At 54.3% G+C, this 12,626-nt stretch carries 12 protein-coding genes; 8 read left to right on the top strand and 4 right to left on the bottom strand.

Annotated elements, in window-relative coordinates:
• The first annotated feature begins 72 nt into the window (after positions 1–72).
• Positions 73–1,053, top strand: a complete 981-nt coding sequence (gene epmA, locus NDQ72_12745) for an EF-P lysine aminoacylase EpmA (GenBank protein ID WKD26934.1) — start codon at positions 73–75, stop codon at positions 1,051–1,053.
• Between the two features lie 17 nt (positions 1,054–1,070).
• Here the strand turns inward: epmA and asd are convergent, their stop codons facing one another.
• From asd to rsgA, 3 genes are read right to left on the bottom strand one after another with little or no spacing between them, the layout of a single operon-like run.
• Positions 1,071–1,904 carry an archaetidylserine decarboxylase gene (gene asd / locus NDQ72_12740; GenBank protein ID WKD26933.1) on the bottom strand — a complete coding sequence of 278 codons (834 nt, stop codon included), beginning with the start codon at positions 1,902–1,904 and terminating at the stop codon, positions 1,071–1,073.
• Between the two features lie 10 nt (positions 1,905–1,914).
• Positions 1,915–2,757 (bottom strand): sulfurtransferase, encoded by an 843-nt coding sequence (locus NDQ72_12735; GenBank protein WKD26932.1) that lies wholly within the window; start codon positions 2,755–2,757, stop codon positions 1,915–1,917.
• A gap of 53 nt (positions 2,758–2,810) precedes the next feature.
• Complete coding sequence (rsgA, locus tag NDQ72_12730) at positions 2,811–3,830, bottom strand: small ribosomal subunit biogenesis GTPase RsgA (protein ID WKD26931.1); 1,020 nt, start codon at positions 3,828–3,830, stop codon at positions 2,811–2,813.
• Positions 3,831–3,976: 146 nt separating this feature from the next.
• Between rsgA and orn the strand changes: the two genes are divergently transcribed.
• Positions 3,977–4,570, top strand: coding sequence for an oligoribonuclease (orn, locus tag NDQ72_12725; protein ID WKD26930.1), 594 nt, complete (start codon positions 3,977–3,979; stop codon positions 4,568–4,570).
• A gap of 18 nt (positions 4,571–4,588) precedes the next feature.
• Here the strand turns inward: orn and queG are convergent, their stop codons facing one another.
• Entirely contained in the window at positions 4,589–5,701 is a 1,113-nt protein-coding gene (queG, locus tag NDQ72_12720; protein ID WKD26929.1) for a tRNA epoxyqueuosine(34) reductase QueG, read from the bottom strand.
• Between the two features lie 95 nt (positions 5,702–5,796).
• On the opposite strand from queG, the gene NDQ72_12715 reads away from it, so the two are divergent.
• The 6 genes from NDQ72_12715 to hfq all read left to right on the top strand — a co-directional run bounded on the left by NDQ72_12715 (position 5,797) and on the right by hfq (position 12,615).
• On the top strand, positions 5,797–7,290 hold the full coding sequence (locus tag NDQ72_12715; protein ID WKD26928.1) for an NAD(P)H-hydrate dehydratase: 1,494 nt from the start codon (positions 5,797–5,799) through the stop codon (positions 7,288–7,290).
• A gap of 11 nt (positions 7,291–7,301) precedes the next feature.
• Entirely contained in the window at positions 7,302–7,799 is a 498-nt protein-coding gene (gene tsaE, locus NDQ72_12710) for a tRNA (adenosine(37)-N6)-threonylcarbamoyltransferase complex ATPase subunit type 1 TsaE (GenBank protein WKD26927.1), read from the top strand.
• A gap of 29 nt (positions 7,800–7,828) precedes the next feature.
• Positions 7,829–9,277, top strand: coding sequence for an N-acetylmuramoyl-L-alanine amidase (locus tag NDQ72_12705; protein ID WKD30394.1), 1,449 nt, complete (start codon positions 7,829–7,831; stop codon positions 9,275–9,277).
• A gap of 31 nt (positions 9,278–9,308) precedes the next feature.
• The gene (gene mutL, locus NDQ72_12700) at positions 9,309–11,234 is read left to right on the top strand and encodes a DNA mismatch repair endonuclease MutL (GenBank protein WKD30393.1); all 1,926 of its coding nucleotides are present in this window, start codon (positions 9,309–9,311) and stop codon (positions 11,232–11,234) included.
• A 42-nt stretch (positions 11,235–11,276) separates the two neighbouring features.
• Entirely contained in the window at positions 11,277–12,215 is a 939-nt protein-coding gene (gene miaA, locus NDQ72_12695) for a tRNA (adenosine(37)-N6)-dimethylallyltransferase MiaA (protein WKD26926.1), read from the top strand.
• A gap of 151 nt (positions 12,216–12,366) precedes the next feature.
• Positions 12,367–12,615 carry an RNA chaperone Hfq gene (hfq, locus tag NDQ72_12690; GenBank protein WKD26925.1) on the top strand — a complete coding sequence of 83 codons (249 nt, stop codon included), beginning with the start codon at positions 12,367–12,369 and terminating at the stop codon, positions 12,613–12,615.
• Positions 12,616–12,626 lie beyond the last annotated feature (11 nt).

The following is a 12,626-nucleotide window of genomic DNA, read 5'->3' as shown; positions in this document are numbered from 1 at the left end:
GCCGCGAAAGCATCTACTTGATAAAGCCACGTGATGACCATGCGTGGCTTTATAGCATTGGAGGGGACGTAAATGACGGCTAGCTGGCAGCCAACGGCAAGTATCGAAACGTTGCGCGAGCGTGCGCGCTTACTCGCTGGGGTACGTGCATTTTTTGCTGAGCGGGATGTGCTGGAGGTGGAAACGCCGGTGTTGGGGCAGGGTGGCAGTACCGATGTGCACTTAGTCTCGCTGTCTAGCATGGCGCGTACTGATAAAGGCCAGCGTAGGCTATGGCTACAAACGTCGCCCGAGTTTCATATGAAGCGCCTGCTGGCCGCAGGTAGTGGGTCGATATTTCAACTAGCTAAAAGTTTTCGTGATGGTGAAATTGGCAGCCGCCATAATATTGAATTCACTATGCTTGAGTGGTACCGCCCAGGGTTTACCCTGGCACAGCTGATTGATGAGACGACCACGCTGGTTGCTAACGTGCTGCCGAGTTTTGCAGGCCCTGTGGTGCACTATCGTTACCGTGAGCTGTTTCATACCTACTTAGCGGTAGACCCCTTCACGACGTCTATTGAGACATTGCGTACTTTGGCTGCAGAGCGTGGCCAGATGTCGGCAAATGCGCTAACAGAAGAGAGTCGCGATACTTGTCTCGACCTGTTAATGAGCATGGTAATTGAACCAACGCTTGGCCAAAACGAACTGAGTGTTGTGTTGGATTATCCCGCCAGCCAAGCGGCCTTGGCGCGCCGCCATCAAGACGCAGATGGTGAGTGGGTAGCCTCTCGCTTTGAGCTTTATATCAACGGTGTCGAGCTGGCAAATGGCTATGATGAGCTGGTTGATGCTGAGGAGCAGCGGCTGCGTTTCAGTGAGGATAATGCCGAGCGCCGCCGTTTAGGTTTATCTGAAGTGGATATTGATGAGCAGTTGCTCGCAGCGCTAGATCATGGAATGCCTGCAAGCGCGGGGGTGGCATTGGGCATGGATCGGCTTATTCAGCTGGCGCTGGGTAAAGCACGCCTGGAAGACGTGCTTACATTTTCAACAGCTAACTGTTAGCACTAATGTCTCGCGTTTTAAGGCTCGCCCAGTGTTTGGCCCATTTGTACCTTGGCGCCTAGCGGGTTGTCTTCAAAAGTCACCGGCTTGGCAAAGCACATCACCACCGTTGAGCCCAGTTTGAAGCGGCCCATTTCAGCGCCTTTTTCAAGCGTGATTGGTTGCCCGAAACGCATGCGCTGAGGGTGGCCTGAAAGCGGCGTCACTTGGCCTGCCCAGACAGTCTCGATAGCCGCGACGATCATTGCACCTACCAATACCATGGCCATTGGGCCGTGCTCGGTATCGAAAATACACACCAGTCGCTCGTTACGCGCAAACAGCCCTGGCACGTAGTTAGCGGTTGCTTGGTTGACCGAGAAGAGCCGCCCTGGCACATAAATCATCTCGCGCAGGGTGCCTGTAACCGGCATATGTACCCGGTGGTAATCTCGAGGAGAGAGGTAAACAGTCGCAAAACTGCCGCCCATAAACTCTTCGGCTAGCGCGCTGTCGCCCCCTAGCAGGGTTTGGGCAGAAAACGTGTGGCCTTTCGCCTGTACTAACTGACCTGCCTGTAAACGCCCGAACTGTGACAGGGTGCCATCAGCAGGGCTTAGCAGACCTGCTCCCAAGGGGCGGGCATCGGCTTTCAAAGCGCGGGTGAAAAAGTCATTAAACGTTGCATAAGCGGTGGGGTCTGGCTCCAGCGCTTGGCTCATGTCCACATCAAAACGTTTGATAAACGCCTTAATTAACCTGTTCTTCACCTCGGGAGTATCGCACTGGGCGAGCTTGCCTGTTAAACGCGAAAGCGCATGGTGGGGGAGCGGGTACTGAATTAGGGAAAACGCTTTTTGGGAAACAGTCACAGTCGTATCTTCACTTCTCAATCGGTGTGTCGTCGCGGTTGCCCCATTCGCCCCAAGAGCCCGCATAACCACGTATATTAAAACCCAGCGCTTTCCCGACTAACCACGTGAAGCTGCTGCGGTGATGGCTTTGGCAGTGAGTAGCAATTTCCATATCGGGCGTTAGGCCGAGTGCACCTAGTTCGGTCATTAGCTCAGCGTAATCGCGGATGCGAAGTGCGCGATTGCGATCCATGGCGTTGAGCCAGTCCATGTTGACCGCTCCCGGAATATGACCAAGGTACTTATTGTTGCCTTTTTCACCATCAAACTCGCCTTTAGAGCGAGCATCCCAAACGGCGAACTGTTTATCTGCGAGCTTTTGTTTGATTTCGTCGCAGGTGATTAAGGCGTGCGGGTTTAAGATCTCCGCTCGGTACTCGCTTGGTGTTGGTGCGGTGGATTCAGTGCTTTCTGCCAAGCCGGAATCTCTCCAGGCATGGATGCCGCCATTCAAATAGGAGTAGCGGGTGTGGCCGATTAGCTCCAGTGTCCATAGCAGTCGTGCCGCCCAGCCGCCGCCCTCATCATCATAAGCGACGACGTGAGTATCCCGGGTTAGGCCAAGTGCGCTGAACAGTCGTGAGAGAAATTCAGTGCTCGGCACATCGTTGGGTACCGGCCCTTCGCCACGCATTAGGTAGCGAAAATCAAGATAAATAGCACCCGGTACATGGCCTTGGCGATAGCTATCGCCATTCACTGGCACATCGATAATCAGCAGCTGTGGATTATCCAGGTGTTCTTGAAGCTGCTCGGGCTCAACAATCAGCGGCAGTAGGTTGGTTTCCGATGAATGGCTAGCGGTGCTCATTGACAGCTCCCTATGCTTAGCAATTGATATATCAGGCATCTAGCTAATAAAAATTATGCGTTTAAGCTATCGAGAATGCGCCGATAGCTGGCAAAGCGTTCTGGATGAATCTTGCCTGCCTCGACGGCTTCTAGTAAAGCGCAGCCTGGCTCGTTGCGGTGGCGGCAATCTCGGAAGCGGCAATGGCCAATGAACGGATGAAACTCAATAAATCCATCGGTAACTTCCTGTTCATCAAGATGGATCAAGCCGAACTCGCGAATACCCGGTGAATCAATGAGCTCGCCGTCAGTCACTTCGTCACTACTCATCGCATAAAGCCGAGCGGTGGTGGTGGTGTGGGTGCCTTTACGCGAATCTTCTGACAGAGCGCCAATGCGCAAAGTTTCATCGGGGAGCAGAAGATCAATCAGCGATGATTTGCCCACGCCACTCTGGCCGACAAACACAGATGTTCGCCCTTCAAGCTGCTGGCGTAGATCATCTAAGCCTGCTTCATTAGCAGTGGTAGTGCGCACCACGGTGTAGCCCAGAGAGTGGTAGCGCTCAAGCAATTCTCCCAATTTACCACCGTCTTCTGGTAGTAAGTCGGTTTTGTTGAGCACCAGCACGGGGGCAATACCTGTTGCTTCGGCAGCAACCAGGTAACGGTCAATCAGATTGGGGTGAGGAGCGGGTTCTACCGCAAAGACGATCAGCAATTGATCAATGTTGGCCGCCACAGGCTTAAGCTGGCCCCGCGGGTCTGGGCGCTTTAGTACGCTGTCGCGCTCCTCGCGGGCCACGACGACGCCAGAGCCATCCTGGCCTGCTCGCCAAATCACCCGGTCGCCGGTGACCAAACCATCAAGGTTGGCACGAAGGTGGCAACGCACGGGCGTACCGTCAGCATCGCGCACTTCTAGTGTTCGCCCGAAGTGAGCCATAACTCGGCCTGGCTGTTCGGCACCATATTCGCCAGCGGCAAGTTTTTCAGCGTCTTTCACATCACGCTTTTCAGCACGTTGGGCACGTTCCGCTTGGACTTTATCGACTCGCCACTGTTGCTGGCGACTTAATTTACGTTTGCTCATGACCACCTGATGCTCGGTACAATAGTGGCATTGTACTCACCTGGGCAGTCTACTGTCCTGTATTGGGTGCTGGTTAAGGCAATATAAGCCACACTTTAACTCTAATCGCCGTATTAAGTGGCGGTACTGGTCAAGGAATGAATGTAATGAGCGAGCAAACTGCTGACAACGCCACCCCGCGAGATGATTTGCTAGTGTGGATAGACTTGGAAATGACCGGTCTGGATCCAAACAAAGAGCGCATCATTGAAGTGGCCACATTGATTACCGATGCCGATTTAAACGTCGTGGCGGAAGGGCCGGTGATTGCGGTGAAGCAGCCTGATAGCCAACTGGCACAAATGGATGACTGGAATCAGAAGACCCACGGGGAGAGCGGGCTGGTTGCGCGCGTCAAAGCGAGCACTGTGACTACCGCTGAGGCCGAGCAGCAAACGCTCGATTTTCTTCGCCACTATGTGGTCGCTGGCTCATCGCCTATGTGTGGCAATAGCATTCACCAGGACCGGCGTTTCCTTGAGCGTGAAATGCCGGATCTTTGGGCGTTTTTCCATTACCGTAATTTGGACGTATCGACCGTTAAGGAGTTGGCAAAACGCTGGAATCCAGGTGCCTTAGTAGGATTTAAAAAGCAGAATGTCCATCTGGCGATGGATGACATCAAGGAGTCGATTGCCGAGTTGGCTCACTATCGCAGTACGTTCTTACGCCTCGAAACGGTAACAGACGAAGAGGAGTAAGGTCGTTTAGAAAAGTGGCTAAGCGCCGTCAGTGGCAATTTTCGCACCGCGCTTGAGGCGCTGCTCCTCAAGCGCCCAAGCCACGTGCTCACGCACTAAACTGCTGGGATAGGCTCTTCTTGCCCACAAGGCGGCCTCTACCGCGCGACTCCAGGGGGCATTGCCCAGGCCGATGGCGAGATTGCGCAGCCAGCGTTCGTAGCCAATACGCCGTATGGGACTGCCCGCTGTTTTATCCAAAAATTCGTCTTCGCCCCAGGCAAATAGGTTAACGAGGTCGGCGCGGTCAAGGTCATGGCGCGGCGCAAAGTCATCTTCCTGGGTAACGCGGGTGAAGCGAGTGAAAGGACACACCAACTGGCAGTCGTCGCAACCGTAAATACGGTTACCCATGGCGCGGCGAAACTCAGTGGGTATCGCGCCATGCAGTTCAATAGTGAGATAAGAAATGCATTTGCGCGAGTCGACGACCTTGTCATCGACAATGGCACCGGTTGGGCAGGCGGTGCGACAGGCGCTACAGCTGCCACAGTGCTCATGAGTAAACGGTGCATCGATAGGCAGCGGCAAGTCGGTATACAGCTCGCCGAGGAAAAAAAGTGAGCCCGCCTTGGGGTTGAGTAGCATGGCATTTTTACCAAACCAGCCAAGGCCTGCTTTTTGCGCTAAGGCGCGCTCCATAACGGGCGCTGAGTCTACAAAGGCGCGATAACCAAACGCGCCGACTTGTTGCTCGATTTTTTTAGCGAGTTGCGCCAAACGTTTGCGCATTAATTTATGATAGTCGCGCCCCAGTGCGTAGCGTGAGACATAGGCACGGCTAGGTTGGCCCAGCACTTTTGTGCTTTCTACTTCAGCGGGTAAGTAGTCCATGCGCACGCTGATAACTCGCTGGGTGCCGGGTTCAAGCTCCTCCGGGCGGGTGCGCTTGGTACCATGTTTCGCCATAAAGCTCATGTCACCGTGGTGCCCTTTTTCAAGCCAAGTAGCTAGGTGTTTTTCATGAGCTGCTAGCTGAGTGTCTGTAATACCTACTTGCTGAAAACCTAACTCTCGACCCCATGTTTTGATTAGGGTCGCAAGACGCGTTAAGTCATCATCAGATAGTGAAAAGGTGGTGGAGTTTTGCATGGTAAATCAACGGTAGCGCGTTAAGCGCGCTATGCTAACGCATAAGTGGTTATCAACCTACTAGTGCCCAACTGTCACCAGATTAAGGAGAGATCGTGCCCACGTTAAGTACTTCCTCGCTACGCCCCCTTTATACAGCGGCTCAGGTGCGTGAGCTTGATCGGCGTACGATTGCCGGCGGCATTGAAAGTTTTGCCTTGATGCAGCGAGCAGCCTCCAGCGCATGGCACAGTTTCCGCTCCCGCTGGCCGCATGCACGAAGCGTGACAGTGCTTTGTGGTAGCGGTAATAACGGTGGTGATGGCCATGTACTTGCGGCGTTGGCCATGCAGTCCGGGCTTAAAGTGCAGCGCATATCACTTAGGCCTTTAGAGGCGTTGACGGGGGATGTTGCTCGCGCTGCCGAGCTGGCATCGGCGGCGGGTGTTGGTTTGGACCAGTGGCAGTCAAGTACCACCTTGGCGGGGGAGGTGATTGTTGATGCACTGCTCGGTACCGGGCTGTCGGGTGATGTTGCCGGAGACATAAGGCCGGTGATTGAAGAGATCAATACGTCGCATCAGCCGGTATTGGCGTTGGATATTCCCTCTGGTATCTCGGCAGACACGGGTGCCGTCATGGGGCTGGCCGTCAATGCAACCTGCACGGTGACGTTTATAGGCGACAAGATTGGCCTGCATACTGGCGATGCACCTGCTTATACCGGCGAAATTGACTTCCGTCCATTAGGCGTCAAGGCGCAAGCGTTTTTTGATATACCGCCCAGCGCATGGCGTTTGGACGATGAACTTTTGGGTGAGGTATTCACGCCGCGCTCCCGTATCAGCCATAAAGGTGATCTGGGGCATGTCGTGGTAATGGGAGGTGCGCCAGGGTTTGGTGGTGCGGCGTTGCTCGCTTCTCAAGCGGCCGCGCGTTTAGGCGCCGGTAAGGTCAGCTTGGCAACGGCACCTGAGCATGTGACTGCTAGTTTGATGCGCTGCCCTGAGGTAATGGCCCATGGTGTTCGCGGTGGCGCCGATGCGAGCCAGCTGCCTTGCCAGGCAGATGTAATCGTTGTTGGGCCGGGGCTGGGGCAAGAAGCCTGGGGGCAAGCGATATTGCAGAGTGCCTTGCAAGTAGACGTGCCGTTAATTGTTGATGCGGACGCACTCAACCTGTTGGCCAGTCGCTGGCCTGATGAGCGCCGTGATAATTGGGTATTAACACCGCACCCGGGTGAGGCGGCTCGGTTGCTAGGCTGTTCCGTCGCAGATATTCAAGCAGATCGCCCAGCGGCTGCCCGAGCCTTGCAGCGAGCACGGGGCGGCGTCGTGATTTTAAAGGGGGCGGGTAGCTTAGTGGCTGGCCCCAGTGGGTTAGTAATATGCCCTTATGGCAATCCGGGTATGGCTAGCGGCGGCATGGGGGATGTGCTGAGTGGGATGCTAGGTACACTGGTTGCTCAGAACGACAATATGGAGCGCGGAGCATGGCTTGGGGTGATGGTGCATGCACTGGCGGGCGATGAAGCGGCTAAAGCAACGGGTGAGCGTGGCTTGCTGGCAAGTGATCTGGCATCCTATGCACGAGTGTTAATTAACCCGTGAAGGCGGCCTACATGCAAGTGCAATTGAATAATGAAGTGTCTCACGTTGCCTTTGGTGAGGCACTAGGGCAGGCGCTGCAAGGTCACGGGCGCGTTTATTTAGAGGGCGACTTAGGCGCAGGAAAAACAACATTGACGCGTGGTATATTGCGCGCTTATGGCTACCAGGGGGCGGTTAAAAGTCCTACTTATACTCTGGTGGAGCCCTACGAGCTGGGGGCGCAGCGCATTTATCATTTAGATTTGTATCGTTTAGCAGACCCAGAAGAGCTTGAGTTTATCGGTGGGCGAGATGTACTTGCCGATGACGCTCTCTGTTTAATTGAGTGGCCGAGCCGAGGTAAGGGTTGGCTCCCCGCGCCTGATTTGCGAGTGGCGCTGGAGGTGGCTGATCCTGGTCGCTTGGTTACGCTAACCGCAGAAACTGACTTGGGTGAACGGGTGATCAGCGAGATGGTTAGCAAGCATGGCAGTGAAAAGCTTGAAAGTGGTGTGATTCAATGGCTATAAACAGCGCACTAAACTATCTGGCACGCAATATGTCGTTTGGCTGTGTTCTTATGGTGGCAGGCGTGTCATCGCTACAAGCGGCAACGGTAGAGAGCATGCGTTTGTGGGCGGCTCCTGATCATGCGCGTTTGGTGTTTGATTTGACGGCAGCCGCAAACGCTAATGTATTTTCCCTTGAGAACCCGTCACGGTTAGTCATTGATCTTGATGAAAGCTACCTAGACACCGATGTATCTACGCTGCCATTGGATGGGAGCGCCATTGATGAAGTACGAACGGGGGTTCGGGATGGTGGCGGACTTCGCGTTGTTCTGGAGCTTAACCGTGACATATCCCCACGTCACTTTTCATTGCCACCCAACGACCAGTATGGGCATCGTTTGGTGGTCGATCTTGAGTATCCTGGCGAGAGTGCGGTCGAAAACCCCATTGATCCGATAGAGGCGATGATTCGCGATCAAGAAATCCTTGCCCAAAGAGCTAATACTCAGGCTCAGGCACAGGAGCAGTCACCAGGGCAAGTGGTCGCTGAAGAGATAGTGCCGCCAACGACTACTACGGTTCAGCCAGCTCAACCGCATCCGCAGCGGGATATTATTATTGCTGTTGATGCTGGGCATGGCGGCGAAGATCCTGGCGCGATAGGTCCTTCTGGAACACGTGAGAAAGATGTAGTACTGGAAATTGCACGACGCCTTGCTGCAGAGGTAAACGGTACGCGCGGCTTTAAGGCGGTACTTATTCGCGATGGTGATTACTACTTGGGTCTTCGTCAGCGTACCCAGCTTGCTCGGGATCAGAAAGCCGACTTTTTTGTATCGATACATGCCGATGCGTTTTCCAGTCCGCGGCCCCAGGGGAGTTCTGTTTATGCACTTTCCCAGCGAGGTGCAACGTCTGAAACTGCCCAATGGCTGGCGGATAGCGAAAACCGCTCCGACTTGATTGGTGGTGTTGACGGCAGCCTTTCTTTGCGTGACAAAGACCAAGTGCTGCGAGGTGTGTTGCTAGATCTCACGATGACGGCAACGTTAAACGATTCGCTGTCGATTGGTGGCCAAGTGCTCGACCAATTAGGCCGTATCAACCGTCTCCATAAGTCTCGTGTTGAACAAGCCGGTTTCATGGTGCTGAAATCGCCCGATATTCCGTCGCTACTTATCGAAGTCGGCTTTATTTCTAACCCTGATGAAGAGCGTCGCCTGAGGGATCCGGTCCATCAGCGTGGGCTGTCAACGGCTATTTTCAATGGTTTACGTGACCACTTCGAGCGTAATCCGCCGCCAGCAAGTCTATTGGCGTGGCAGCGTGACAATCAGCGTCGTCCTAGCGGTAACGAGTACCGTATCCAATCGGGAGATACATTGTCAGCGATTGCCGTACGCCATGGTGTGCCAGTGAATCAGTTGAAGCAGGTCAACGATATTAACGGTGACGTTATCCGTGTTGGCCAAGTGCTACGTATTCCACGTTCATGATCATAAGTTTCTGAGGTGACGGTTGTCTGAATTGAGCTCTTCGCCTACGCGCATTCATGTACTTGATCCTCGTCTGGCAAACCAAATTGCCGCGGGGGAAGTTGTCGAACGCCCTTCGTCAGTGACAAAGGAACTGATTGAGAACGCCATTGATGCTGGCAGCCAGCGAGTTGAAGTGGAGATAGAGCAAGGCGGCGCTCGGCTTATTAAAGTGCGCGACGATGGTATTGGTATTGGTGAACAGGATTTGCCCCTGGCGCTTGCTCGCCATGCGACCAGCAAAATCAATAGCCTGGAAGATCTAGAGGGCGTGAGCTCGCTGGGCTTTCGTGGCGAAGCGTTGGCCTCGATCAGTTCTGTCTCACGACTGGAGCTGATCTCTAATGCTGAAGAGGACCCCCGCCAAGGGTGGCGAGTCGTCGCTGAGGGGCGTGGTATGGAGGCGCGGGTAACGCCTGCGCCACACCCCCGTGGTACCAGTGTCGCGGTACGGGATCTATTTTTTAATACCCCCGCGCGGCGCAAATTTTTACGCACCGAAAAAACAGAATTTGCCCATGTTGAAGAAGCTTTTCGTCGCCAGGCGTTATCCCGCTACGACGTAGCTTGGGTACTGCGTCATAACCAGAAAGTGGTGCATCAATTGCCACCAGGAGTGACGCCAGCCGCACGCGAGCGGCGTATTGCTTCTCTATTGGGTAAAAACTTTATTGAGCATGCTCGCTACATTGAGCGTGAAGCGGGTGGGTTACGTATCAGTGGCTGGGTTGGCTTGCCCACGCACTCTCGTTCTCAGGCGGATCAGCAGTACTTTTTTGTCAATGGTCGCGTCGTTCGTGACCGGTTGGTTGCCCATGCTGTTCGTCAGGCTTATCGCGACGTGTTGTATAACGGTCGTCATCCAGTATTTGTGCTTTATCTGGAGCTTGATCCTGATGTCGTCGACGTCAACGTACATCCAACGAAGCATGAAGTGCGGTTTCGCGATGGGCGGATGGTGCACGACTTCCTTTACTCTAGCCTGCACCACTGCCTTGCTGCTTCTAAGCCTGCTGAAGAAGAGCAGAGCACGCCCTATGGGCATGAAGGTGAAGTAGCAGAGGCGGGTGTCACGGGCAACACCAATGAGGCCGACGTTCAAACGCCCGCTCCCCGTTGGCAGCAGCAAGGCATGGCGCTATCAGACTCGCCTGAGCGCCATCCTGGGGCAGAGCGAGTGCGTCGTTTTATGCAGGGCTACCAGGCGCTGCATCCGGATCATGAAGCGTCGCTATTAACGCCGCAGCCGAGTGCGCCAAGCATTAATACATCAAAAGCGACAGAAGTGCGTGAGGCTCCGCAGGCGATGCCTGAGCACGATGCGACCTCGGCGCCGCCGTTGGGGTTTGCGCTTGGGCAGTTGCACGGTGTTTATATTTTGGCGCAAAACGCTCAAGGGTTGGTGCTCGTAGACATGCACGCCGCTCACGAGCGAATTGTTTATGAGCGCATGAAAAGCCAACTGGCCGCAGCCAATGGGATTGATACGCAGCCATTGCTGGTGCCAGTTTCCTTGGCCGCCAGTCGCGCCGAAGTGGCAACCGCTGAAAGTGAGCGCGATGCCATTGCCCAGTTAGGCGTTGAGCTGGATGTGGCGGGGCCGGAAACCTTGTTAGTCCGGCAATTGCCAGCCCTGTTGGCTCAGGCGGACCCAGAAGCCCTGATACGTCAAATGCTCGAAGAACTGTCGCGGTTTGGCCGCACCCATCAGGTTGAAGCACGCATTCATGAGTTGCTGTCGACCATGGCATGCCATGGTAGTGTCCGGGCAAATAGACGCTTAACCATTGATGAAATGAACGCCTTGCTGCGGGATATGGAGCGCACTGAGCGAAGTGATCAGTGCAATCATGGCCGTCCAACGTGGACGCAAATGAGTATGAAAGCACTCGACCGCCTGTTCTTACGTGGACAATAGCTGCGTGGTTAGTTAAGACAACGAAGGGAGTGCTAAGAGCAGATGGTTGACACACGCCCCTGGGCGATTTTTCTGATGGGGCCCACGGCCGCTGGTAAAACCGACACGGCGATGGCCCTGCATGAGCGTTTGGGGCATGAGCTGATCAGCGTCGATTCAGCGATGGTATATCGCGGGATGGATATTGGTAGTGCCAAACCGAGTGCTGCCGAGTTGGCGCGTGCGCCGCATCGTTTGATTGATATTCGTGATCCGTCTGAGCCGTATTCGGCCGCTGATTTTCGTGAAGATGCGCTGCAGGAGATGCGGCAAATCAGCGCGGCAGGCAGCGTGCCATTATTGGTTGGTGGGACGATGCTCTACTTTAAGCGTCTGGTGGAAGGCGTTGCTAACTTGCCCGCCGCAGACACCGCCATACGTCAACGGTTGGAAGCTATTCGGCAGCATGAAGGGTTGGCAGCACTTCATCGTATGCTGGCTGAAGTGGATGCCGATTCAGCGCAGCGCATACATCCCAATGATCCACAGCGCTTAATGCGCGCGCTTGAAGTATATTATGTAAGTGGGCGTCCTATGAGTGAGCTATGGGCGGAACAGCAGCCAGAAACCTTTCCCTGGCGGGTGATGTCGATAGCGTTAGCCCCTAGTGATCGCCAATTGCTACACAACCGCATTGCGGTGCGTTTTAAAACAATGTTGGCTGAGGGCTTGATAGATGAAGTAGCCGCCCTCAAACAACGTACTGATATCCATCTTGGCTTGCCAGCAATGAAGAGTGTTGGCTATCGTCAAGTATGGGAGCACTTAGACGGTAAGTACGACGAAAACGAGTTAATTGAACGTGGCGTGATAGCAACTCGCCAGCTCGCTAAGCGGCAGCTTACGTGGTTAAGAAGTTGGCCGTCGCTTACGTGGGTAGACTCACAGCAGCCTGACGTATTGGATAAGGTGCTGAAATTCGTGCGTGAAAGCGGTGCTTAGCGTAAGATAGTGATTTCGTAAGCAAGTGTTTTCGAGTGGCCGGCTGGCTCTTTTGACAACACCAGGCCTTTCGGGCAACAAGATTGCGGCGCAGCACCAGTAGGGCGCGCCATTTATAACCAACCCCAACGACAGTTTTAGGGAGAGCAACATGTCCAAAGGGCAGTCCCTTCAAGACCCGTACCTGAACATTTTGCGCAAGGAGCGCATTCCGGTCTCTATTTTCCTGGTGAACGGCATTAAATTGCAGGGCCAGATTGAATCATTTGACCAGTTTGTCATTTTATTGCGCAATACCGTCAGTCAGATGGTTTATAAACACGCTATTTCCACGGTAGTGCCGTCGCGCAACGTGCGTTTGCCGGCACAAGATCCAGCCGCTCCCGACGCGGACATCTAACACCGTTGGAT

It is taken from the genome of Halomonas sp. KG2, assembly GCA_030440445.1.
Classification (GTDB): domain Bacteria; phylum Pseudomonadota; class Gammaproteobacteria; order Pseudomonadales; family Halomonadaceae; genus Vreelandella.
Note: the sequence above shows the minus strand (reverse complement) of the source record. Positions and strands in the feature narration are given on the sequence as shown.

Excerpts from the sequence above, each read along its gene's own strand:
- epmA (WKD26934.1), top strand. The coding sequence starts at position 73 with ATGACGGCTAGCTGGCAGCCAACGGCAAGTATCGAAACGTTGCGCGAG.
- NDQ72_12735 (WKD26932.1), bottom strand. The coding sequence starts at position 2,757 with ATGAGCACCGCTAGCCATTCATCGGAAACCAACCTACTGCCGCTGATT.
- rsgA (WKD26931.1), bottom strand. The coding sequence starts at position 3,830 with ATGAGCAAACGTAAATTAAGTCGCCAGCAACAGTGGCGAGTCGATAAA.
- orn (WKD26930.1), top strand. The coding sequence starts at position 3,977 with ATGAGCGAGCAAACTGCTGACAACGCCACCCCGCGAGATGATTTGCTA.
- queG (WKD26929.1), bottom strand. The coding sequence starts at position 5,701 with ATGCAAAACTCCACCACCTTTTCACTATCTGATGATGACTTAACGCGT.
- tsaE (WKD26927.1), top strand. The coding sequence starts at position 7,302 with ATGCAAGTGCAATTGAATAATGAAGTGTCTCACGTTGCCTTTGGTGAG.
- NDQ72_12705 (WKD30394.1), top strand. The coding sequence starts at position 7,829 with ATGTCGTTTGGCTGTGTTCTTATGGTGGCAGGCGTGTCATCGCTACAA.
- miaA (WKD26926.1), top strand. The coding sequence starts at position 11,277 with ATGGTTGACACACGCCCCTGGGCGATTTTTCTGATGGGGCCCACGGCC.
- hfq (WKD26925.1), top strand. The coding sequence starts at position 12,367 with ATGTCCAAAGGGCAGTCCCTTCAAGACCCGTACCTGAACATTTTGCGC.